Annotated in this window: 19 protein-coding genes; 7 read left to right on the plus strand and 12 right to left on the minus strand. The window is 47.9% G+C overall.

Annotated features, from left to right (window positions below; all coding sequences use genetic code 11):
* Nucleotides 1–43: 43 nt before the first annotated feature.
* Nucleotides 44–1,423 carry an ATP-dependent RNA helicase DbpA gene (dbpA, locus tag KDN34_RS13625; protein ID WP_212594263.1) on the minus strand — a complete coding sequence of 460 codons (1,380 nt, stop codon included), beginning with the start codon at nt 1,421–1,423 and terminating at the stop codon, nt 44–46.
* A gap of 188 nt (nt 1,424–1,611) precedes the next feature.
* Nucleotides 1,612–3,510, minus strand: a complete 1,899-nt coding sequence (locus tag KDN34_RS13630) for a CocE/NonD family hydrolase (protein ID WP_212594264.1) — start codon at nt 3,508–3,510, stop codon at nt 1,612–1,614.
* A 365-nt stretch (nt 3,511–3,875) separates the two neighbouring features.
* Between KDN34_RS13630 and KDN34_RS13635 the strand changes: the two genes are divergently transcribed.
* On the plus strand, nt 3,876–4,538 hold the full coding sequence (locus KDN34_RS13635; RefSeq protein WP_212594265.1) for a hypothetical protein: 663 nt from the start codon (nt 3,876–3,878) through the stop codon (nt 4,536–4,538).
* Between the two features lie 46 nt (nt 4,539–4,584).
* Here KDN34_RS13635 and KDN34_RS13640 read toward each other — a convergent pair whose 3' ends face one another.
* Entirely contained in the window at nt 4,585–5,823 is a 1,239-nt protein-coding gene (locus tag KDN34_RS13640; protein ID WP_407695808.1) for a glycerophosphodiester phosphodiesterase family protein, read from the minus strand.
* 695 nt (nt 5,824–6,518) lie between these two features.
* Between KDN34_RS13640 and KDN34_RS13645 the strand changes: the two genes are divergently transcribed.
* The 3 genes from KDN34_RS13645 (at nt 6,519) to KDN34_RS13655 (ending at nt 10,338) form a co-directional block, all read left to right on the plus strand.
* Nucleotides 6,519–8,606: a TonB-dependent siderophore receptor gene (locus KDN34_RS13645; protein ID WP_212594267.1), complete on the plus strand. Its 2,088-nt coding sequence runs from the start codon at nt 6,519–6,521 to the stop codon at nt 8,604–8,606.
* 113 nt (nt 8,607–8,719) lie between these two features.
* Nucleotides 8,720–9,868: a PepSY-associated TM helix domain-containing protein gene (locus tag KDN34_RS13650; protein WP_212594268.1), complete on the plus strand. Its 1,149-nt coding sequence runs from the start codon at nt 8,720–8,722 to the stop codon at nt 9,866–9,868.
* A complete protein-coding gene (locus KDN34_RS13655; protein ID WP_212594269.1) occupies nt 9,868–10,338 on the plus strand; it encodes a hypothetical protein in 471 nt (156 codons plus the stop codon). The genes KDN34_RS13650 and KDN34_RS13655 overlap by 1 nt, the downstream gene beginning before the upstream one ends.
* A 391-nt stretch (nt 10,339–10,729) precedes the next feature.
* Here the strand turns inward: KDN34_RS13655 and KDN34_RS13660 are convergent, their stop codons facing one another.
* The 7 genes from KDN34_RS13660 to KDN34_RS13690 all read right to left on the minus strand — a co-directional run bounded on the left by KDN34_RS13660 (nt 10,730) and on the right by KDN34_RS13690 (nt 18,783).
* Nucleotides 10,730–12,052: a sensor histidine kinase gene (locus KDN34_RS13660; RefSeq protein WP_228730488.1), complete on the minus strand. Its 1,323-nt coding sequence runs from the start codon at nt 12,050–12,052 to the stop codon at nt 10,730–10,732.
* Nucleotides 12,053–12,054: 2 nt separating this feature from the next.
* A complete protein-coding gene (locus tag KDN34_RS13665; RefSeq protein WP_212594271.1) occupies nt 12,055–13,386 on the minus strand; it encodes a sigma-54-dependent transcriptional regulator in 1,332 nt (443 codons plus the stop codon).
* Nucleotides 13,387–13,408: 22 nt separating this feature from the next.
* Nucleotides 13,409–14,614 carry an ABC transporter permease gene (locus KDN34_RS13670; protein ID WP_212594272.1) on the minus strand — a complete coding sequence of 402 codons (1,206 nt, stop codon included), beginning with the start codon at nt 14,612–14,614 and terminating at the stop codon, nt 13,409–13,411.
* Nucleotides 14,615–14,626: 12 nt separating this feature from the next.
* On the minus strand, nt 14,627–15,982 hold the full coding sequence (locus tag KDN34_RS13675; RefSeq protein ID WP_212594273.1) for an ABC transporter permease: 1,356 nt from the start codon (nt 15,980–15,982) through the stop codon (nt 14,627–14,629).
* A 10-nt stretch (nt 15,983–15,992) separates the two neighbouring features.
* On the minus strand, nt 15,993–16,676 hold the full coding sequence (locus KDN34_RS13680; RefSeq protein WP_212594274.1) for an ABC transporter ATP-binding protein: 684 nt from the start codon (nt 16,674–16,676) through the stop codon (nt 15,993–15,995).
* 105 nt (nt 16,677–16,781) lie between these two features.
* On the minus strand, nt 16,782–18,062 hold the full coding sequence (locus KDN34_RS13685; RefSeq protein WP_212594275.1) for an efflux RND transporter periplasmic adaptor subunit: 1,281 nt from the start codon (nt 18,060–18,062) through the stop codon (nt 16,782–16,784).
* Between the two features lie 343 nt (nt 18,063–18,405).
* Complete coding sequence (locus KDN34_RS13690; protein WP_212594276.1) at nt 18,406–18,783, minus strand: hypothetical protein; 378 nt, start codon at nt 18,781–18,783, stop codon at nt 18,406–18,408.
* Between the two features lie 372 nt (nt 18,784–19,155).
* Here KDN34_RS13690 and KDN34_RS13695 point away from each other — a divergent pair, with 372 nt between their 5' ends.
* Nucleotides 19,156–19,464, plus strand: coding sequence for a hypothetical protein (locus KDN34_RS13695; protein WP_212594277.1), 309 nt, complete (start codon nt 19,156–19,158; stop codon nt 19,462–19,464).
* 473 nt (nt 19,465–19,937) lie between these two features.
* Here the strand turns inward: KDN34_RS13695 and KDN34_RS13700 are convergent, their stop codons facing one another.
* Nucleotides 19,938–20,630 (minus strand): LrgB family protein, encoded by a 693-nt coding sequence (locus KDN34_RS13700; protein ID WP_212594278.1) that lies wholly within the window; start codon nt 20,628–20,630, stop codon nt 19,938–19,940.
* Nucleotides 20,627–21,100 carry a CidA/LrgA family protein gene (locus KDN34_RS13705; RefSeq protein ID WP_228730346.1) on the minus strand — a complete coding sequence of 158 codons (474 nt, stop codon included), beginning with the start codon at nt 21,098–21,100 and terminating at the stop codon, nt 20,627–20,629. Before KDN34_RS13705 ends, KDN34_RS13700 begins: the two co-directional genes overlap by 4 nt.
* A gap of 100 nt (nt 21,101–21,200) precedes the next feature.
* Between KDN34_RS13705 and KDN34_RS13710 the strand changes: the two genes are divergently transcribed.
* Both KDN34_RS13710 and KDN34_RS13715 read left to right on the plus strand, forming a co-directional pair.
* Nucleotides 21,201–22,097 carry a LysR substrate-binding domain-containing protein gene (locus tag KDN34_RS13710; protein ID WP_212594279.1) on the plus strand — a complete coding sequence of 299 codons (897 nt, stop codon included), beginning with the start codon at nt 21,201–21,203 and terminating at the stop codon, nt 22,095–22,097.
* Nucleotides 22,094–22,978 (plus strand): DUF72 domain-containing protein, encoded by an 885-nt coding sequence (locus KDN34_RS13715; RefSeq protein ID WP_228730347.1) that lies wholly within the window; start codon nt 22,094–22,096, stop codon nt 22,976–22,978. The genes KDN34_RS13710 and KDN34_RS13715 overlap by 4 nt, the downstream gene beginning before the upstream one ends.
* Nucleotides 22,979–23,014: the final 36 nt, after the last annotated feature.

The raw sequence follows: 23,014 nt of genomic DNA on the forward strand, positions 1-23,014 counted from the left end.
AAATGACAGATTTATCCGTGAACATGCGAGCACACAGCTTGTATCACAATACCCATGCACGGAAAGATTTTCCTTTTAGTTTGCCTTTGGATAACTTCGCCGCGGCGGCTTTAGCTAAGTTGCGGGTGACCGCCACATAAGACCAGATATCATGCACCTGAATTTTGCCGACATCGTTACCACTAATGTCGTTACCCGCCGTCAGCGCACCCAGAATATCGCCGGGACGCAGCTTATGCTTCTTGCCCCCTTCGATACGAACACAGCTCATGGTGGCAGTTAACGGTGTGGTATTACTGACTTGCGGTAACTCCGCAAAAGTCAGCTCACCATATCGGTCTTCTAACAGTGCCAGCCGCATACCATCATTGGCAGCCACCAGACTCAGCGCCATGCCTTTAGCACCCGCCCGCCCAGTACGCCCAATGCGATGCACATGCGCTTCTTGCTCAAATGCCAACTGATAATTGATCACCAAATCCAGCGCATCGATATCCAAGCCACGAGCGGCGACATCGGTGGCTACCAACACCACGGCACTTTTCAGCGCAAATGCGACAAGCGCCTGGTCACGTTGACGTTGATCCAAGTCGCCATGCAGTGCCACGGCATCAAAACCTTTACCTAAGAGAAAATCGGCAACGTCCTGAGTTTCCTGCTTGGTGTTGCAAAACACCACCGCACTTTGCGGCCGATGTTGTAGTAATAATTGGTATACCGCCAGCTTACGCTCAGCCATATTTGCAATGCGATAAAACCGCTGCTGGATCTGATGGTCATCGGTAGCATCTTCGACCTTAACTTCCAGCGGTTGCTGCAATGTTTGCTTGGCTAATGCCACAATGGCCTCAGGGAAAGTGGCACTGAACAACAGATTTTGTCGACGTTTGGGCAAGTAACTGCGGATCTGGTCTAAGGCTTCAGTAAAGCCCATTTCCAACATACGGTCAGCTTCATCCAGCACCCACTGTTTTACTTCCTCGAGATTTAAGCGCCGCTGTTGCAGATGCTCCAGCACCCGTCCGGGCGTCCCAACGATAATATGGGCACCGTGTTCCAGAGAACCAATTTGCGGGCCGATTGGGGTGCCGCCGCACAAGGTCAGGATCTTAATATTGTGAATACCACGGGCGAATTTACGCAGTTCACTCGCCACTTGGTCCGCCAGTTCGCGGGTAGGACACAACACTAGCGATTGCACCCGGAAACGGCTGACATCCAACTGCTGTAAGATCCCCAAGCCAAAAGCACAGGTTTTACCGGAGCCGGTTTTCGCCTGCGCCAGCACATCCCGGCCTTGTAAAATGGCGGGCAAACTGCGCGCCTGAATGGGCGTCATTTGTGCAAACCCCAAGTCGGCCATGGTGGCAATCAGTGAGGGATTAAGGGGTAAAGAGGCAAAATCGGTGGCAATGGTGGTCAAAGTAGATCCTGATGAACGCTAAATAAAGTGAATAGTAATTGCTGCGGCTATTGTAACAGCATTTGCCCGATATTCCTGTTACGCCGACAAAAGATGTGCTAATGGTTTAGGGTTAAAAATAGCAAGGCGCCCCTTAGGAACGCCTTTTTACCACAGTTAACATCAAGCGATGGTGGTACTTAACGGCTTTACTCCGCCACAGGTAATTCAATGTTGGAGGAGTGGAACACGCTCATCGTCGCCTTCTGGTAATCGGCCTTCTGGGCATAAAAGATATTGTCGACAAAGGTCTGCGGGTTACGGTCATAGAGCGGGAACAGCGTTGACTGTACCTGTACCATGATCTTATGACCCGGCAGGAATACATGATCCACATTCGGCAAGCCAAAATGATAGTGCTCAACTTTGCCCGGGGTTAACGGTGTGGGTTTATCAAAGCCGTTAACATAGCGACCGCGGAAGATTTCGATCCCCACCGGCAATTCAAAACCGGTCATCTCCTGTCCGACATATCCCTGAGATGCGCCTTCAGAGGTGGTATTGGGATAAACATCCACCAGTTTCACCACCCAGTCGGCATCAGTGCCAGAGGTCGCGGCAAACAGGTTCACCATCGGCGCGCCCATGATATGTACCGGCTTATCCAGCGCATCACTGGTGTATACCAGCACATCTGGACGATTGGAAACAAAGCGTTGGTCATGCACTAACCAGGGGCGCCACTGAGCAGGATCATTCAGATTTATCGGACGCGGCACAAATGGCACCGGCTTAGCGGGATCAGACACATAATCATCATGCGCCTTATCGTTACCGTTTGCGGTAAATGACAGGCCCATATTGTCTGTCATGTAGATTTTTTGCGGTTTACCCATTGGCCATTTAGGTGACTCATCCCATTGATTGGCACCGGTCGCGTAGGTCAGCACTGGCGGGGTCTTAGGGTCTGGCGCGCCTTTCAGGTAATGGTCGAAAAACGGCTTCATATACTTCACGCGAAACTCGTGCGCGGTATCGCCAGTAAAGGTCAGCGCACCCAGTTTGTAACCATAATGATTAACACCGGAATGCCGCCAAGGACCAATGACCAGCGACACCATATCATTGTGTTTATCCTTAGGCTCAATGGCGTTATAAACGGCTGGCGCACCGTAGGAATCTTCCTGATCCCATTGGCCGACGACCAACATGGTGGGCACTTTTAACGGCTGTTTAGCTATAATCTTGTCAACCGCTTGCAATGACCAGAAATCGGTATAGGCAGGATTTTCAGTAAATTTGCGGATCATCGGGTAGTGGTCAAAGCCCCACTTTTTCAGGTAATCACCGGTTGACCCGGCTTCCAGAAACCGGCTGTAATCATCCGCAGCACCAACGGCAGTCCCATCACTTTCCGCTTTCGCGGTACTTTGCACTACCGCATAGTTGATAACGGCGTTACGAAATGCGCCATTATGAAACCAGTCATCCCCCATCCAACCGTCAACCATCGGACTTTGTGGCACCGCGGCTTTCAACGCCGGATGTGGGTTAATCTCTGCCATCAAGGTGGTGAATCCCAAATATGAAGATCCAATAATGCCCACCTTACCATTCGACTCTTTGACGTTGTTCACTAGCCAATCAATGGCATCATAGGCATCGGTAGATTCATCAATACCGGTGCTATTTAATGGGCCAGACAATGGACGATTGCCAATGAAAACACCTTCTGACTTATGCACACCCCGCAAATCCTGATAAACGCGGATGTAATTGTCTTCCACGTAATCCACGTCCATTACCGGTACGCTCTCGCTGAGCTTCTGACTGCTGGCTCGCATAGCGCTGGCTTCTGCATTGTAAGGCGTCCGACTCAATAAAATGGGCGCATTGTTAGTGCCCTTTTTCATCAGGATCACAGTGTACAGTTTGGTCCCATCACGCATCGGTACCATCGCCACCCGCTTAATAAAATCGGCTTCTGGACGAATTTTTTCGTAACTGGCTACGCCATCAGGCGTCATTGGCGTGACGTTATCTGCAACAGCAACAGCTGGGAAAAGTATGGTAGCGGCCAGAGCCAGCCACAAAGTATTCGGTTTCATAGTGTTCTCGTTTTTTATGATTTTAGGGGTCAACGCAACTGCGATAGCAACGCCATAACGCACTGAAAAGTGTGAATACCATATACCGGTTATTTCAACTCACAAAAACAAAAATGTTACATATGGTTAACGGTTAACAATCACTGAGGTAATTCTGAAAAGCATCAGCGAATTTTTACTGTTTGTTTTTAAAACGGCCTTACTAACTGTCTATTAGCGTTAAATAGGCATGGGCATAATCTGCGACATCTGGCGAAACCTAGGGTGAAATCACCTTGGCTTGAGTTTCAATACCTCAATGTGTACAACAGAATGTGCAGCATGGAATCTGTATGAATTAACGGATGTTAACAAAAGGAATTGGTATGAATAACAAAATATTATTGTGGATTTTGGCGATTTTAGTCGTGGCTCAGGGGATTTATCTGGTCGTTAATCATACACGGCACGACAGCAACGCAAGTATACAACCACCAACAGCAACGCCTGTTGCAAACCGCCAGTCGGCGACTACTGCCAATCTGCCACCAATCACAGCCACACCAGCGTTAGGCCAGCAACATAGCCTACAATTGACTGTTGCTTCTCAACCCGAACCACAACCTGAAATGATGAGTATTGAAACTGCTGGGGTGATTGATGCTAAACAACTCCAAATGGTATTGGCATCTGAAGATTTCCATGAGCTCACCGCCAGCTATGCTAATGCTAACAATAAGAGCCTTGAAACCGGCACTTTTGAAAGCCAGCTCAATGCTTATCTGACTCATTCCCCTGTCAGCAATCAGTTGAGCGATTATCAAATCGGCTGTGATGACCGTATCTGTTGGGGCTATATGCGCGCCAGCGACCGAGGCTCTCTGGAAAAGGCTTTAAAGCAATTTGCTGCCGAAGCGCCATTACACAGTGCCGGTTACTTCACAGCATATGAAGTTGACCAAGCCGATGCCGAATTTGAATATCGCTTTTCTTTTAATGCTGACCCACACATTACGTCCATAAAAGTAGAAAAGTCTCATAGCCGTTGAGTTATACAGCGGTTAAAACAATGGCTGTAGTGCGTCACCTTAAGCGCTATAGCCCCATGCAGTTGGCGTAATAGGTCACCGTCCCGGGCCAGTCAGCAAAAATTGCACTTACGCCGACTTGCTTTGCCAAAACATCAAGCAGCACCATCATGTCACCATCATGGTTAATCGCGTTGCTGATGGTCTGATAATACCAACCGCCGCCATTCGCTAATGGACCCGAACGTTCAAAGCTCCAGGCAATAATTTTCAAACCTGCCTTTTTCGCTTCTATCGCATAACGACTAGGTACAATTTTTTTGGCGTCATTCAACGTAACCAGCATCCACATCGCCGGAGCTATGGTGGTAACACCTTGCCGTTTCAATTCTGCCATGGTCCATTTCCAGGTCCGAGGCTGCATCGGGTCAAAATCAGGACTGTTGGTCCCCTCATCCAAAAAAATGGCCTGTTTTCCAAAATCCGGATCCTGTTTTAGCCAGTACAACAGATCATCCAGATTGAATGACTGTGGCAACAACTGTTGAGTTGGAATGCCGGCGACGCGGTAGGCATCCACCAATTTTTGCGCGTAATCCTGCTGCGTCATACCATCAAAAGGCATCGGCACCATCGGCTTTTTCAATTCTGGCGATTGTTTTACACCCAATTTTTTAAAAAGTACGATGGAGTCCTGCAAAGTCATCAAGGTGCCGGTCTGCGCGTAAAGATCAGTACGCCATGATGGCGTTCCCTGAACATACTCTTCTGCGGTTTGTGCCTTGGGGTTAAAACCGTCCATCTTGCCTTTCAACTGTTTAAACTGCGCCAATGTGATGTCTGACGTACAGCAAACGGCAGCAGCGGGAGCGCCTGTTTTGCTGTTAGCCGGCGTAAATGGCTGCGAACACTGCATGGCGATATCGGAGTGCAACAGAATGTCGGTGGTATTGGCGAGATCGCACTGACTGTGACGACACACCAGCGCTTTATCTTTGGTGAAGGTGACATCGCACTCTAAAGTGCCCGCCCCCATTCGTGCACCAGCGAGATAACCTTCTTTGGTGTGTTCCGGAAATTGTAATGGAGCGCCACGGTGCGAAATGACAAAGTTACTGCGATAAAACGGTCCAGTACTACATTGTTCCAGCTGACGTTTAAGCTCGCTGGCAGCCATATCATCCACCAGATAAAAAGGCCGAACGCCAACTTGCGCCGCGATTCTTGATTCAGCTGTAGTTTGGGTGGATGCAGGAGTGACGCCAGCGCACCCAACCAGAAGTAAACCGGATAATGTACCCAGCATTCCACACTTCACTGATAACTTCGTCATTATCAACTCATTGTTTTCTTAGTTCTTATTCGAATTGCCAGATTACAAAGCTTTGATAATAATTTCGACAGTTTTTACAACAGGAAGAAATTGCACAAGGTTTATCATGCGCTAGGACGGGGTAATGCAGAGACATTGATGAGTGAGATTCAGTCCGGTTAACTCCTCACCTGACGGTTGAATTGGTAGATTGAATTGCTATTGGACATTTCCTTGTTACGAATGGCGAGGATTTGCTGCTAATTCGGATTATTAAATGTATGGTTTGCGGCCTTTTAGAGTGCACTGATTACAAGTGCATATTCCGCCCGATTGTGAACACGGGGGAGCAGCATTTCAGCCGCCTCAAATTGAAGGCGTTGAGTTAAGTCTGGTATTGAACTAGGGAAACCAAACGTGAATGGGCCTAAGTAGAAAATTCAATGCAAAGCGTTCCATGCCGCTCAACAAGCGCAAAGTTTAGCTACAGCCCAAAGAGATGCAAGTCACTCTACTGCTCTGCCAATGATGCATGTTCATGCTCACGTTAAGCCTATCTCCAGTAAAATCTTACATTCCTCACATTTATCACTAAATTCCTTTCTCCTAAATAATCAATAATTGCGTATGATAACTATTCTCATTACAATTCGTGACCATGCAAATCTTTGATGGGGGATCACAAAATAATGTTCAAACTCAATGCCATTACAGCCAGTATTTTGTTAAGTACAACGGCCCTTAGTTTTGTTACTAACGCGGCCGAAGAAGCCGACGCCGATATTGAACACATCAGCATTACCGGTACCCGTGAGAATCGCGCCAGTTCAGGTGCTACCGGGTTGGTACTGGATATTCAAGATACACCGCAGTCAATTAGCGTAATAAATAACCAAACAATGTCTTTGTTTGGTGCTGACAATATTAATGATGCGTTAGATCTGGTGACCGGTGTCAGTGTTGAGCGCTGGGAAACCAACCGAACCAATTACCTATCTCGCGGCTTCGAAATCAAAAGTACCCAAATTGATGGTGTGGGATTGCCCAATAGCTGGGGGATTGTTCAGGGACAAGTCGACACCTATGGTTATGAACGAATTGAAGTTATCCGTGGTGCTAACGGTTTACTTACGGGCGTTGGTAATAGTTCGGGAACCATCAACTACATTCGTAAACGCCCAACTAACGAAACACAAGGTGAGGTCGGTGTAAGTGTGGGCTCTTACGCCAATTATCGACTGCAAGCGGATTATTCGACTCCACTTACTGATGATAAGTCATGGGCGGCACGAGCAGTGGTTGCTACCGAACAAGGCAATTCTTACCTAAAAGGTTATTCTTCCGATCGTAGTTATCTCTATGGCACTATTGATGGTCAGTTATCAGACAATAGCAGCATCGCTATTGGGATCTCCCATCAGAAGGACAACACTGATGGCGCCATGTGGGGCGGCCTAACATTAGTTAACGACGATGGTTCCATGGCTGAGTTTGATGTCAGTGCCTCAACTGCCCAAGATTGGACTTTCTGGAATACCGAAAATACCAACGCCTTCATCGAATATAACTATGTCTTGTCACCAGATTGGCAATTGGCATTAAGTTATAACTACCGTGAAAGCGATGCCGATGCGCGCCTACTATTTGCTTATACCTACACAGGTCTTACCGAATCAGGTGAAGGTTTAGTTGGCTGGCCAGGTCAGTATCCTAGCGAAGGTCAGGCCGATATTTTTGAAGCGAAAGTCAGTGGCTATTTCAGCCTGTTTGGTTATGACCATCAGTTACTCGCGGGTGTTTCTCGCGCCAAAAGCACTGACGATGAATACTACTATGAAGTAGATTATTTGGAACCAGCATTTGGTGATCTCCCAGCTTTCCCTTATGCGATGAATGCGATCCAAGAGCCAACTTGGGGTGACAAACTACTGGACAGCATCACTGAAGATACATTGACTCGCTACTTCGTCGCGACGCAGCTAAATTTCGATGCTGTGGCCGTTACCTTAGGCATGAACTTTATTGAATTTGAACGAAGTTCTTCTTCATTACTGACCAAACTCGATGAATCCGAAGTCAGTCCGTATGCAGGCATTAGCTACCACATCACCCCTAGCATTATGCTGTATACCAGTTACTCAGATATTTATGAGCCGCAGGACTACTACGATGTAAATGGTGACTTTTTAGCGCCTACCAAAGGCGAAAACTACGAGGCTGGTTTGAAAACGGATTGGTTTGATAACAAACTCGCTGCCAATTTTGCCCTATTTAAAGCCAAACAACTTGGCTTAGGTGTTTATGCGGGCCTCAATATGGAAACCGCGCAGTACTACTACGTTGGTGAAGATGTTTATTCTGAAGGTGCCGAGCTTGACGTCACTGGGAAAATTGACGAGAACACCGTCATCAACTTCGGCGTAACACATACCGAAATCGAAGATGAAAATGGTGCTAAAAGCCATGCATGGGTACCAAACACTGTCGTCAACTTCTCATTGGAACATACGCTTACGGCAATGCCTGAAGTTACACTTGGCATGTCAGGCAAATGGCAAAGTGAAATCTCCCGCATTGAAAGTTACACCGGCTATAAAGTCACTCAAGGAAGTTACGCGAAACTCAATGTGTTTGCTGCGTGGGATGTCTTTGAAAATACGAGCATAAAATTGAACATCGACAATATTACCAACGAGAAATATATCACCAGCCTTTGGGAAATTGGTTATTACGGAGCACCACGCGAGTATAAACTGAGCCTCGACTACCATTTTTAAGTCACTACATTAAACAGCGGTCGGCTGACGGCCACTGTTCCTATTACTTGTTATTATTGATAACGTTTCTCATTTACATTAGCATCAACATCGCAAGTGAAAGGGTGTGTAATATGCGTAAAATTTCGAATCGATTCTGGTATGCATTTCATGGTTGGTGTTCATTACCAATTTGGGTGCTGTTCTGCTTTATCTGCTTAAGCGGCACCATTGCAGTGTTAAGCCATGAGCTCACTTGGCTCACTAATCCGAATGCGCGTGCCAGTAACCCGCATGATTTGCCTGCAAAATCAAATGCTGAAGTCGTCGATATTTTCAAAAAAGCGCACCCAAGTGCCGACGTATCCACTGTACTGACCTACGAAGACTATCTCGTTAACGTGGTGCTATTTAGCGATCACGACCAACCGTTTGCACAGGCCTACGTCAACCAATACAGCGGTGACATTCAAGAAATTAACAGTGGTATCACCTTTATTGGTTTTATGCGTTCACTGCATGGTTGGCTGCTATTTCCTTGGCAACAAGGTTACAGCATTGGTTATTACCTAGTTAGCTCAATGGGCTTTGTGATGCTGGGGTCACTTATCAGTGGCTTAATGATTTATAAGCAGTTTTGGAAAGCGTTTACTGCACCAAAGCTGCGCTTCAACCAAGGGAAAAAGACCTTGCTTAATGATCTGCACCGTTTGGCGGGTGTGTGGTCTATCTGGTTTATTTTACTGATGAGCCTCACCGGGCTGTGGTATCTGGTGCAAGGGATTTTGATGCACAACGATATTGAAGTGGAAGACCATGCGCCATTAACGGCGGTATCTTCGCTGCCTGCACAGCAGCAAGCATTTAAGGTCGATTTGGCACAAGCACTGAAGGCTGCTAATCAGCAATTTCATGACTTCAAACCTACCTATGTCATGATGCCAGAACATAATCGCGATAACTTCCATCTCTATGGCAGCGGCAAGGACATTTTCTTTGACCAGTATTCATACCAAGTGTCTGTGAATCCCTGGAGCGGTGATGTGGTGCATACAATGTCACCCTCACAAATGAACACTGTCCAAAGCGTTATGCATATTGTCGACCCGTTGCATTACGGCACTATTGGCGGTATCTGGACCAAAATTATTTGGTTCTTCTTTGGCGCCTTACTCACAGGGATGTCCATCACTGGCTTTTTAATGTGGCGCCACAAGTTAGTGCAAATTCGTGCCGAAAAAACGGTGGCAAAGCCTGCGGCTGAGTTGAAGGAGAGTTTCTGATGGCCCGTCTGACTAACAGCTTTTGGAATCGTAATAAATTTAAAATCAGTGGCCTGCTGCTTATTTTGCCGGCTTATTTTTTCTATGAGTCTTTGCATCCAACCTTTCCTGATGCGTTGCCAGTACAGACTGTTGGCGAGTTTACGCTAGCGCCTATGCCACTCGATTTAAATGCGCCATATCGCCACGACGGCGAATATATCAAAGACTTTATGGTGCTGTTTCAAAAAGGTGATATCACAGATATCCGCCAAGCCTTTATGAATATTGGCCCCAATGCGCTGTCGGTGGCACAACTGCATGATGGCGATTTAGGTATACTGCATGGCTCTCGCTACGGTCAGCACGTGCATGCCTTAACCAATGGCAGTATCAGCAGTGGCGACCGCTTATGGCTTACCATTGAAGACTGGCAAGGTGAAATCCGAACTGTCTCATGGCCAGTACCCGACAGCTGGCTGTCGAGCTAACATCCTCTTTGTAAAGAGCTCTTTCTGAGTATTTCGAGGGGTGAATTTCGCCAGAATTCGCTGATGTATCATTACTAAATACTCAGCTCACAGAGAAAGTTGTTAACAAAAATAAAAGGAATGTGAAGTGGATTACCACAGAGACAATCACAAAGGTAATGAAACATAATGCCTTCCACATATTAACTTCATGTGCCAGTTCCACTCGCCCCACTAAATTCCATTTTCTGTTTCTCTAGTACACGCTGAAAGAAGGAATGAGGCAGAAGTTTGTTAGTTCTGGTAGTTCAATTACTAGTTCAGTCAACTTGTAATAAACGTTATGACTGAAGAACTACTTAGAACTCTACGAAACTGAATTCTCAGTGACACTTTCCAAGGAGTGAATAATTTAGCCTTCGCTGCCACTGTCATTACAAGGTAGCCAGAATCGAACTTGAAGCCCCCCTTCATCAAGGTTAGTGATCGCTAATTGCCCCCCATGGTTTTCAATAATTTCCCTACACAATGCTAGTCCAAGTCCGGTACCACCTACCTTAGTGGAATAAAATGGTAACAAAGCCTGGCTGAGAGCTTCCGGGCTCATACCACTACCGCGATCTGTTACCGTTACCCATTGCCGATGCCGAGTAATCCTGAGTGATAATCGAATATCCTGCGCATCAGAACCCGCTTCCGAAGAATTTTTTAATAGATTGAGCAACACTTGCGCCAACTGCCGCATGTCGCCCCATCCCGGATTTTGCGGTAATGATTCAATAATCGTAAACGGTTGCAAACCTTGAAGAGTGTTGAGTAATTCCAGCCAATTAAACGGCGTGAGTTGAGGCATTGGCAATCGAGCGAAGTCAGCATATTCCTGTAAAAATGTATTGAGATGAGCGCTACGTTCACTGATTGTGTCGAATATCCTGCGCAACATATCTCTATCGATTGTAGTCTCTATCAATAGTTGTCCGGAATGTGCCATAGAACTAATGGGCGCAAGTGAGTTATTCAACTCATGGCTGATCACACGTATTACTTTTTTCCAAGTCTGGATCTCGGCACGAGTAAGTTCCTGCGTTAAAGGTTTGAACTGATACAGATGATGCTGTAATCCATTCATACGCATTTCTGCACAACTTAAATGCCAGATCTGTTGTTCCCCTGACCTCTCAATTGAAAATACACCATCTTGAGGTTGAGAAAGGATGCTCGAAATGTCGCCACTACTCGCTGCAATATCCGTTAAGTTTCTCCCTTCCAACAGTTGGCCTTTTGCCAGTAAATGTCTTGCCGCCAGATTGCTAAACAAGACAAAGCCTTGTCCATCAGTTAACACAATCGCCAATGTGGTATTTTGCAGTACCGTGTCTAAGAGTAATTCACGTTGAAAAATGTGGGTCCGCTGCCGACGCATAGCGTCTGACGCCTGATTAAAACATTTTGCTAACTGGCTTATTTCATCGTGACCGGTGACACTGAGAGAGACCGAAAAATCATTATCCTGGAAATTAAGCAGACCGGTGTGAAGCGACTGTAACCCATGATTAAGGCGTTGAGTAACGCTACGTCCGACCACTAAGCCAAACAACCCACCAACCAATCCTCCGGTAACTAGACTTAGCAATAACGGCAACTGCCAGAAGAGCAATAACGCCATACAGCCACAGCCTGCTATTAGCGACAGAACTAATACAGTAGCAAGCTTGCCTTCAAAGCTCAGCCACATACTCACGAGTAGGTTATTCCATATTTATCCATGCGACGGTACAACGCTTGACGCGATAAGCCGAGTTGCCGCGCAGCTTCAGCCAATGAGCTAGTCTGTGCGAGCATGTCTCTAATTTGTTGTGCGTCAGGTTCATATACCGGACGTGGTGCAGCACCAGGGGCCTTAGGCAGACCTAAATCCGCCACAGCAATACGAGCATCAGGAGCCAACAAAGACGCTCGAGTAAGCGTATTTTGTAATTCTCTGACATTACCGGGCCAATCGTAATACTCCAGTGCGCGTGCGGCATCCAACGATAACTCACGACCAGCCAGAAAATGTCTTGCCAACGGCAATATATCTTCACGACGCTGATTTAGAGCAGGTAATTGGAGTTCAATAACGTTGAGACGATAATACAGGTCTTCTCGAAAACTACCGGCTATAATCGCCGCAGGCAAATCACTGTTAGTTGCAGAAATCAATCGCACTTCGCAGCGCCGAGTCACCGATGAACCCAACCTTTCAAATTCGCCAGTTTGCAGCACCCGCAGCAATTTCATTTGACCGGCTAATGATAGATTTCCAATCTCATCCAAGAACAACGTGCCACCATCAGCAGTTTCAAACCTTCCTATACGTGTTTTATTAAGCCCTGTGTATGCACCAGATTCAGCACCAAATAATTCAGCTTCAATTAAATCCGACGGCAACGCGCCAGCATTCACACGAATAAAAGCACCTTTATTCACGCTGGAATTCCGTTGAATTAATTCGGCGATCTTTTCCTTTCCCGCACCATTAGGTCCGGTGATCAAGATTGGCACATCGGCTCTGGCGACTTGAAGTGCCATTTCTACTAACCGCTGCATGATATCCGATTGATAGATAAGCCCTGTCAAATCATATTTTTGAGCGACTTGTTGACGCCGCTGTAATAGGTCTCGTTGCTGTTGTTTTTGCTGACCAGAAAGCTCCGCTAATTCCAACAAGTTAGTCACGGTAGAGAGCAATTTAGCATCATCCCAAGGCTTCCCTAAATAATCAGCCGCTCCGGCTTTGACCAGCTCAACGGCAGTTTCCAGTTCTGTCCAGGCCGTAAGCAGAATAATCGGTAAATCAGGGGAGTCTTTACGAATGGCGTAAAATAGCTGTTTACCTTCGCTGCCATTTGTTTGGTCACGACTAAAATTCATGTCCTGAATCACCAGTACTACGTCCCCCTGTGCCAACCGTTTGAGTCCAGCAGTAGGCGTGGCCGCAACATCAGCATTAAAGCCGTTGACGCTCAACAGCAGCGACAGCGCATCACGCACTGCGCTGTTATCATCAATGATTAAAATGGTGTCCATACTGCCCTTTTGTTGTTCAAGGTTATACGCTGCGGGTCGCCAACGCCGGTGAAACTAAGCTACTGCGCCATGCGGGGATCATCGCCGCAGCCAAACCTAAGATTAACACCGCTACCGCGGTTACCAAAATGTAAGATATTGGTAACGCCTTCATCTGATACTGCTGCACCATCAACTGGTTAACTGCGATAGAGAGCACAATACCCACCATTCCACCGACGGCGGTAATCAACAAATTTTCCGTGAGGAAGTAGCGGATGATGTCACTGCGGCTAGCACCGAGTGCCCGACGAATACCAATTTGTCGCCGGCGGCGATTGCCCCAAAGTAAGGTCAGTCCCACAATGCCTAAGCCTGTAACGCTCGCCACTAACACCATGGTTGCCACCAGCATTTTTACGGTAGATTTAGCGCGGCGATAGGTGCCATCTTTCACCTCAGTCAATGGCTTCACATTGCGAATCATGCGGTTAGGATCGAGCCGTTGCAGCAACTCTGGCACTTTTACCATCAGCTGAGACAAGGCACCTGGCTCACAGCGGATGATATATTCCGGCGGATAGGTGGAAATAAAGCGCGGAAGAAATGCCACACCCGCAACATAATCCGGCGCCACGTAACTCACCATGGCCGACTCAACGACACCAATCACTGGTGCATCTTGCAGTAGCTTACCCAGCGGGTCGACGCCTTTGCCGTAAAGTTTATCCGCAAGGCTGCGAGTGATAACGATTCCAGCCATGACGGTACCATTGTTACCTAACGGCGAACCGGTGACAATTTCTGCATCATTGAAAAAGCGTCCGGCAAGCAGTTTTAGCCCTAGCGCGTTAAGGGCGTGGCTGTCGCTAGACACAATATCTGTCATCGCGGACACCGGATGCTCCGGATCTTCTTCACTGCTCAAATCGCTTGAGCTACCAGAGTTAGACAATGGCGATGACATTGAGAAGGTAGCGTCCACCACGCCAGGCAACTGGCGGATCTGCTGCAGATCCCGCACCACATCCTGATAGTTGTACTCAGCATCAGACAATGCCGCCACCGATAACACAAAGATATTCTGCTCATCCAACCCCGTTGGCTGCTCGATATAGGTTTTCCGCTCATGCACCACAAACGCCGCATTGGAGATAATGCCAAGTGTGAGTGCTGCCTGCACAATGATCAGTAATGCGCCAGTTTTGCTGCGCCATAACGTACGCAGAATGGGACCAAATTCAAACATGATGTTGTACTCCTACTGCGATTTTAGTGCTTGGGCGAGTGAGGTTTGGCTGATACGCCATGCGGGATAGCAGCCAGCCAATATGCTGGCAATAATGGCTAACAAGACCGTTAGCGTTATGGTAAAACCATCGCTATACACCACCCGCGCCTCGTCAGCACTGACCAACATGCGTACAAAGCTCAAGCCTAATTGGCTGAGGCCAATACCCAATACGCCGCCTAATAAACCAATCAAGCCGCTCTCTATTAGGTTTTGGCTGAAAATTGCGCTGCGGCTAGCTCCCAGTGCACGGCGCACGCCCGCCTCTGACGATTGGCGCAGCAGTTTAGCCAACAGTAAAGCGATGGAGTTGATGATGCATACCAGTAAAAATGTCAGCGCCATCCAGGTCATCACCCGCGTATCGTTACTCACTACATCATTCAGTGCCAACCACTCAGATGGGGACGACAAGGCATAGTCAAAATCGCGTTCATAAAAACCGTTGTTACGTTGCTCGTCAAAGTAACTTTTCAGGTAGGTCACAAAGTTGGCTTTGGTTTGCTCATCCGGTAATTCAACCCAAATCTGCAACCAGAGAAACCGCTCTTGCAGAATGCGCTCATACTGCTGTTCTGGGGTTAATGCCTCAGTACTGCCTGTTGGAACTGCGTCTTTGCTTGATGAATAACGCATATTGCCATAGGGCAACATCTGCAATGCCCGGTGCAAACCAAATGGCAGATAGATATTAGCATTACCACCAAATGCACCTTGTGTAAGGTCTTGCACAGAGGGATTAGGTGTAAAGTCGTCAACCACACCGACCACTTGATAAGGTCGGCCGTTTAGCTGAACATCTCGCCCCACTGAATTTTCGCCATTAAACAGCCGGTTATTCATGGTGCTATCAATGACCACTTGATAACGGGCATCATCATCGGCTTGCTTGTCCCACACTTTGCCGTAGATAAATGGCACGCCAAACAAGGCGAAGAAATCCCGTGACGTGACACGGACCATCTCTTTGGTGGGTTTAATACTGTTATCCGCTAACGACACTGCTGCCGCCCAGCGGTGCATAGCCACCACATGCGGCGCGGCATCGGACGCTAACAATGCCCGTGCTGTTCGGTAGGACAGTAGATCCGCCATGCCGTTTTTTAATCCGGCGTCATCCCCCTGATTTTTAGAGCCATTAGCTAATTGCAGCGCATAAACACGATCATTTTGCTCTGCCAACCCATTCGCTGACATCACGTGCTGCAAGGTCACCATGGTCATGGATACCGCCACCCCGACCGCAAGCGTCAAAATCATCAAACTGGAAATCACTGGCGTACGCTTTACCGAGCGCCAAGCCAGATGCATATAGTAGGCAAACATAGTGCGCTCCTTACACTGCTTGGCGTAGCGTTAAATCCGCTACTTCACCATCGACTATCTGAATATTGCGTTGTGCGCGGCGTGCCAGTTCAGGATCGTGGGTGACCATCACAATGGTGGTGCCCTGAGTGTTGATCTGTTCAAGTAACTCCATGACTTGGCGCGCCATCATGGTATCTAAGTTACCGGTCGGTTCATCCGCCAGCAAAAACGCAGGTTCGCCCGCCAGAGCACGTGCAATCGCAGCCCGCTGTTGCTGTCCACCACTGAGTTGTGACGGCAGATGTTTGGCTCGCGCTGATAGTCCAACTTTGGCCAACGCATCTTCAATCCGATGTTTGCGCTCCGCGCGGCCAAAACCGCGATAGCGCAACGGCACATCGACGTTATCGAAAATATTAAGATCCGGAATGAGATTAAATCCCTGGAAAATAAATCCGATCTTTTCGTTGCGTAGTTTGGAGCGTTGACTATCTGACAGCCCATGAACACTGATACCATCGAGCTGATAGCTGCCACCATCAAACGGCTCAAGCAAACCGGCAATATTGAGAAAGGTAGTTTTACCGGCGCCAGATGGACCGGTCACCGAGACAAATTCACCGGCTTTCACATGCAAACTAAAATCACGCAAGGCATGGGTCGCCACAGTATCAGTGCGAAACACTTTCGCGATATGTTCCATTTTTAGCATATCGATTTCCTTCTAAAGTTCTGTCTGTTGCCGCCTTGGCAGCATCAATAAATTCAAAAAATGCGGCACACTCCTTGTGCCTTAGCGTCGGGAATTTCCTTGATATTAATTGGTAAGCAATAGCGAATTGGCGTCTTTAAAACGGCTGGTATCTGAAATAATCACTTGTTGTCCAGCCTGTAGGCCGGTACTGACTTCGACATAACTAAATCCATTTGCCCCCAACGACAGCGGCACTCTTGTTGCGGTATCCCCTTGCACCACAAAGGCGCTGCGGCCACTGTCTGAGTCAACAAAGTTGCCACGAGGCAAGCGCAATACGTTGAGACGATTCTCCAGCAAAATGCGACCCGACAGACGTTGATTTTGGCGAATTTGTTCAGGCACAGCGCCAGTAAAACGTAAACGGGCCACCACTTGGTTATTGGTGATTTCGGGGCTAATCGCGGCAATTTCACCCGGATAAACAGTGCCATTACTGCTGATTTCCACTGGCATATTTAGTGTTAAGTCATCGGCGTAACTTTCCGGCACCATGACTTCCACCTCATAGCCCGACAGGTCGACCACCGTCAGCAATGATTGATAAGCAGGCACTGCCGCTTTTTGCGCTTGAGACAAACTGCCAACCATGCCATCCACTGGTGAAGTGACATTTAAGGTATCGGATTGACGTTGCAGCTCTGCCACCAGCAACTCTTGGGCACGGATCTGCTGTTGCAAAATCTGCGCTTCATAACTGGCTGACTGCTTGGCTAATGCCAATGAGGTTTGACTTTGAGTCGCGACGAGTTCAGCACGCGCCAGTTCATCCTTACTGCGCTGAAAATCACGGTCACTGATAATTTCGTTGCGACGCGCTTCTTGGTTGCGAGCCAGTTCGCGTTTGGCCGCGATCAGATCCACTTGAGCTAAGTCTAACGCTTGCTGTTTTTGCAATAAATCACGTTTAGCGGTGATCTGTTGCTGAGCCTGTTGGCCTTGCAGTTGCGCTAATGACGCCTGCTGTTGCTTGAGTTCAGAAGTGGTTTGTGGACTGTCGACGACGGCCAACAGCTGGCCTTTAGCTACTTTGTCGCCAGCTTTGACTTGGTAGGTCACAATACCTTGGGCAGTGCTATACAAGGTTGGGCTATTAGCGGCAACGACCTTACCTTGCACGCTTAAATCCCGTTGTACATCGCCGCGTTCTACAGTCGCGATGCGAATCGCACTGCGGCTGACCGTCATATCGGTATTGGCGACTTGGCGCCATTGGCTGATCAGAAAAAACACTAATAACAACGCGACAACCGCCGCTGCTAACCAATACCACATTTTACGGTGAGTATTCGGTCGCAGTTGCACATCTTGACCGCTGGTGTCTTGTATCATTGCCATGCTCATAACAAAATTCTCCGGTTGCTTACTTCGGAGTAACCAAGTTATGTGCCAAGTTTTATTTTATTGTTTTATATAGAATTTTAATATTTAAAATGTCCGATTTTAGCGTCCGACGTCCGCTATTGTCCGCAGATACATAAGTAAACATTCCCTCTAAACTTGGGGTAAAATCTGCAACATGACTTGTGTTTAAAAGTTATCGAATTGAGACTGTATTAGCCATTGAATCGCCACCGTTATAGCCGTCACTTTTTAGCATTACTAAAATTTGGTCAACTTGACGCGACTTTGTCACTAGCTCGGGTGAGCTGGTAACAAAGTTTGGGGCAACATCTTCCTAAGATTTTTACCTTTCACGGATGAGTTTGACTGTTCGAAAAACGAATTTTGGTAATAGAAAACTCATGATGGAAGCAGTCAGGGCTACCAAGTGATATATTGAGAACGTGAATCCATGCCCAAATGAAATTGACTGTGATATAACCAATCCAATTCCCATAGCCCCACCAAATCTAAAAGTATAAATACATGGGACAACCGAGGCATTTAAGAGTTGTCTATGTAAAAGCAAAGAGTACATAAAGGAAGCAATAAAACATACGACAAAGGGTGAAATTCCTATTAATACGCTATCTCTTGCGATGCTAAAAATTGGAGATAAAGCCAAACAAGCACCGGCCAGCACTGCTAAAAGCACCACAAGAATATTAATGGCTTTGTTCATCTTATACTTCATTGATTAGCTGACTTGGTAAGGTCTGAGTTCTGTAGACACTCTGTATCATTCCATGGAATGGACCTCGTTCAATAGACACTCTGTGGGATAACTAAAATTTGGTCAATAGGTTAGGTCCATTTGAGACAGATAGCCACGTTTGTAACAACGAACGGGGCAAAAATGTGTTATTTCGAAAATGAAGACAGCGCCATTTCCCCTTCGGTGCTGCCGAGGATGTTGCTGATAAATGGCGTAGGCGAGATAAGGATATCGAGCCTCGAAGGTTGAGCATGGATGCGAATCCTGAGTGTAGCCATTTTCAGCATAAAGCCGAGGAGCTGTCAGCAACGAGGGGCGTCGTCGGGTTTCCAAAGGGCGATGGACGAGCATCGCCCTTTGGCTCAGGTGTGGAGTGAGCAACTCCACGACTTTGCCAAGCACAGCTTGGTAATGGCGCCAGCCATCAATCTTATCAAGCTCGAACAGTGCAACGTTCAAACGCTAAACGAACTGGCGACACCAATTCCCCTTGGCGCAGCGCAGGTGCGTTGGGCAGCCATTGAGCAATCGAGGCATGGATGCCGAAGAAGCCGCGCCGAGGAATGGAGTCCGAGTTGGCGGCGATTTGTGAAAATGACCAACCATAAGCCCGTAGCGTTTTGCGCCGTGGGGCGGCAGGGGGATTGATAAGGGGGCGAAGCCGTCTAGCCCTCTTATCCTCTGGTGTGGAACGAGCAGTTCCACGACTTTCGCAACCACAGGTTGCAATTACGCAGTGATAAATCCTAACTGCGCCAGCTACATAGGCGCAGACCAATCTTGCTCGCAGTGTGAGCGCGACAGCTCACGACTTTGCCAAGCTCAGCTTGGTAATGGCGAAGCCGTCTAGCCCCCTTGTCCTCTAGTGTGGAACGAGCAGTTCCACGACTTTCGCAACCGCTGCTTGCAATCGCGCAGCGATAAAACCATCTCAATGACTGAAATTCACCGAATTTCAGATAAAAAAAGCCGGTGGGGGGAACCACCGGCGTAAACGCAACATGAAGACCTGAGAGACTCAGGAAAATTTTGCCTGAATGGGGTTTCAGGCGATGATTACAAAACCTCGAAAGGCTGTAATCAAACTGGCAGTCACAGCGGCATCACTGCGACCAAATACTTTACGAAAAGATCATTGCAAACAACGGTGCACCAATCACCATAGTGATCCCGGCAAATATCATGGTCAGACTGGCAACCACACCTTCCTGCTGGCCCATTTCTGTGGCCTTAGCAGTACCAGAGCCGTGAGCGGATGCGCCTAATGCCACCCCTTTACCCAAAGATGTATGGATATGGGCCAAACGGAACAAAGGTTCACCAATCACCATGCCGATAATCCCGGTCAGCATCACCAACATTGCTGTTAATTCTGGCACACCACCGAAAGATGTGGTGGCCTGCATTGCAAATGGTGTAGACACAGAACGTACCAACACGCTGTGACTCAGCTCTGCTGGTAATGGCACCACCTGTACTAATAACCAAGTTGATGTCAGACCAAAAATCACGCCCGCCAGCACCCCAAAACTGATCGTGATGGGGTACTTACGGATCAAGTGCCGCTCACGATAGATAGGCAATGCAAACGCCACAGTCGCGGGTGCCAACAAGGTCACCAACCAGTGGGTATATTCAAAATAGGTTGGCAATGGGATGGATAACAATATCACCATCACGATCACCACCACCGGCGCCATAATACTCGGCAACAACCACCAGGTTTTATGACGACGATACAGAGCCTTGGCTGCATAATAACTGGCGACTGTCACAGCCAGACTTAACAGTGCCAACAATGTCGACTGGCTCATAAACTGATATGTCCTCGCGCTTTTTGATGCGCCATTTGCCGTTTAAGGTTTAATTTGCGCTCAAAACGAAATACTCTGTCTACAACAAAACCGGTACTTAGCAAGACACTAGCGGTGCCAACCACCAGCGTGAACAGAATGTTCAAGCCGTAGTGCTCTACCAGATTTTCATATTTCAGTACTGAGATCATTGGTGGAATAAAAAACAACAACAGATCACCGATGAACCAGGCAGCGCCAAGTTGCAGCGCTTTTTCCGGAATAATTTTTAATGCTAGGGCCAGCAATACCACAAACAACCCAATCACACTGCCTGGAATAGGCGAGTGAATTGCCGCGGCTACGGCATGCGCCCCCCAAGCCAACAAGCAGATAAACCCTATCTGCAATAGCGCCGCGCTATAATGCTTGCTTTGGGCTAGCATTAGACGACTGCGGTGACTATGAGACGGGCGAGTAAAAGTTTGCATCACACCACCAAAAAATATTTTATTGAGTTGTATTTTAGGGTGGTATTTTAGATAAAAAAAATGAATATTAATAATAGATAGCATTCCACCGGGTTATCATATGGATCTCAAAGTTATTCGTTATTTCATTGAAATCATCGATCACTGCGGCTTTGCCAAAGCGGCGGAGGCTATTCATATCACGCAGCCCGCCCTTTCCAAGGCGATTAACCAGCTGGAAGAAGAGCTGGATTTAGTGCTGCTGGAACGCGGCAAGCGGGGGAGCCAGTTGAAACCCACCGCGTCTGGCGAAACGGTCTATCGTTATGGCATGGAGCTGTTGAAAGTGAGGCAGGAGATGCACCGCGAGCTGGAAGCCCAACGTAGTCTCTCTGCCGGAGAACTGCATCTGGGACTGGCGCCATTGGGCAGTGCCGAAATTTTTTCGCCAGTAATCGCCCGCTACCGCAGCCTGTACCCGAAAATTGGGATGCAGCTATTTGTACGCGGTGGTATTGAACAGACGATTGCCCTGAAAAAACGCGAAGTAGAGCTGGCGACCGGGATTATCCCTGTTGGCGAGGAGTTTGAAGGCTTCTGTATTCGTCGAAATCCGATGGTAGTGGTGGTTCCCAAACAGCATTCTCTGGCCAACCTATCCAAGTTAACCTTGAAGCAACTGAATGATACGCCGCAGATCCTGTTTGATGAGGAATATGCGTTACATGATTTAGTGTATAGCGGCTGTATCAAAGCCGGCTTCATTCCCAAAATAGCCACTAAGGTCAGCCATCCAGATTTTGGCATCACGCTAGTTGCCGCCGGTACCGGGGTGATGATTATGCCGCAGTTTATTGCCGAACGGCATGCGGTTGCGGGGGTGACGCGAGTACCATTATCTACGGACGATCTGATCTGGGAGTTGTCGTTATTCTGGCGTAAAGGGCATCCACTGTCCTTTGCCGCACAAGCGATGGTTGAGCTGATCCATGAACAATTAGCTACTGATCCGCTATGACAGCAGCAATGCCACTGCGCTTGGGGATGGCAATGTGGTCACATCCCCACTGGCAATCCTCGGTTTATGGTAGCAGTTGTCCTAGCCCCGAACGGCTGGCGCGTTATGCGCAAGTGTTCAGCAGTGTTGAAGGCAATACCAGTTTTTATGCCACACCGCTGAAAGCCGTGGCAGCACAATGGGCGGCAGCGGTCCCCGAATCCTTTCGTTTTACCTTTAAACTGCCGCAGTTGATCACCCATCAACGGCAGCTGCGCGATTGTCGCGATGAGGTAACCACCTTTTTTGATGCGATGACTCCGCTGATGGCAACCACCGGCATGTGGCAAATACAGTTACCTGCGACCTTCGGACCGGAAGCATTGCCACAACTGCAAGCATTTTTGCCCTTATTACCCCGCGGACTGACCTTGGGGGTTGAAGTACGTCATCCGGCATTTTTCGCCAAGGGAGATGCAGAGCGTCAACTTAATCGTCTGTTGCATCAACAGCAGATTAACCGGATTATCATGGACAGCCGCCCGGTATTTGCTGCCACAGCAGATAATGAAGTCATTCGCGATGCACAACGTAAAAAGCCCAGAGTGCCGGTACACGCCATTGCTACAGCAGCCCAACCAGTCATTCGTTTTATCGGTCAGTTAGATCTGGATACCAGTGAACAGATGTTTACCCCCTGGTTAGCCAAACTTGCTGACTGGCTAAATGGCGGTTATCAGCCGTATCTGTTCGTGCATACCCCGGATAACATTGCGGCGCCACAACTTGCGGCCAGATTGTGGCAACGTTTATCCGATTATCGTCAGGCGCAAGGGGCAACGGCACTCACGCCATTCCGCTTGGCTGACAGCCACAAACCACAGCTCAATCTGTTCAGCTAACGCGCTGGCATTGCCATAAAAAAACCCGAACAGTGC

This window comes from Shewanella yunxiaonensis, assembly GCF_018223345.1.
In the GTDB taxonomy this organism is placed as follows: Bacteria; Pseudomonadota; Gammaproteobacteria; order Enterobacterales; family Shewanellaceae; genus Shewanella; species Shewanella yunxiaonensis.

What these genes read in the sequence shown, in the direction of transcription:
- KDN34_RS13630 (WP_212594264.1), bottom strand. Translation starts at nt 3,510, where the DNA reads ATGAAACCGAATACTTTGTGGCTGGCTCTGGCCGCTACCATACTTTTC.
- KDN34_RS13635 (WP_212594265.1), top strand. Translation starts at nt 3,876, where the DNA reads ATGAATAACAAAATATTATTGTGGATTTTGGCGATTTTAGTCGTGGCT.
- KDN34_RS13640 (WP_407695808.1), bottom strand. Translation starts at nt 5,823, where the DNA reads ATGCTGGGTACATTATCCGGTTTACTTCTGGTTGGGTGCGCTGGCGTC.
- KDN34_RS13645 (WP_212594267.1), top strand. Translation starts at nt 6,519, where the DNA reads ATGTTCAAACTCAATGCCATTACAGCCAGTATTTTGTTAAGTACAACG.
- KDN34_RS13650 (WP_212594268.1), top strand. Translation starts at nt 8,720, where the DNA reads ATGCGTAAAATTTCGAATCGATTCTGGTATGCATTTCATGGTTGGTGT.
- KDN34_RS13655 (WP_212594269.1), top strand. Translation starts at nt 9,868, where the DNA reads ATGGCCCGTCTGACTAACAGCTTTTGGAATCGTAATAAATTTAAAATC.
- KDN34_RS13660 (WP_228730488.1), bottom strand. Translation starts at nt 12,052, where the DNA reads ATGTGGCTGAGCTTTGAAGGCAAGCTTGCTACTGTATTAGTTCTGTCG.
- KDN34_RS13665 (WP_212594271.1), bottom strand. Translation starts at nt 13,386, where the DNA reads ATGGACACCATTTTAATCATTGATGATAACAGCGCAGTGCGTGATGCG.
- KDN34_RS13670 (WP_212594272.1), bottom strand. Translation starts at nt 14,614, where the DNA reads ATGTTTGAATTTGGTCCCATTCTGCGTACGTTATGGCGCAGCAAAACT.
- KDN34_RS13675 (WP_212594273.1), bottom strand. Translation starts at nt 15,982, where the DNA reads ATGTTTGCCTACTATATGCATCTGGCTTGGCGCTCGGTAAAGCGTACG.
- KDN34_RS13680 (WP_212594274.1), bottom strand. Translation starts at nt 16,676, where the DNA reads ATGCTAAAAATGGAACATATCGCGAAAGTGTTTCGCACTGATACTGTG.
- KDN34_RS13685 (WP_212594275.1), bottom strand. Translation starts at nt 18,062, where the DNA reads ATGAGCATGGCAATGATACAAGACACCAGCGGTCAAGATGTGCAACTG.
- KDN34_RS13690 (WP_212594276.1), bottom strand. Translation starts at nt 18,783, where the DNA reads ATGAACAAAGCCATTAATATTCTTGTGGTGCTTTTAGCAGTGCTGGCC.
- KDN34_RS13695 (WP_212594277.1), top strand. Translation starts at nt 19,156, where the DNA reads ATGGACGAGCATCGCCCTTTGGCTCAGGTGTGGAGTGAGCAACTCCAC.
- KDN34_RS13700 (WP_212594278.1), bottom strand. Translation starts at nt 20,630, where the DNA reads ATGAGCCAGTCGACATTGTTGGCACTGTTAAGTCTGGCTGTGACAGTC.
- KDN34_RS13705 (WP_228730346.1), bottom strand. Translation starts at nt 21,100, where the DNA reads ATGCAAACTTTTACTCGCCCGTCTCATAGTCACCGCAGTCGTCTAATG.
- KDN34_RS13710 (WP_212594279.1), top strand. Translation starts at nt 21,201, where the DNA reads ATGGATCTCAAAGTTATTCGTTATTTCATTGAAATCATCGATCACTGC.
- KDN34_RS13715 (WP_228730347.1), top strand. Translation starts at nt 22,094, where the DNA reads ATGACAGCAGCAATGCCACTGCGCTTGGGGATGGCAATGTGGTCACAT.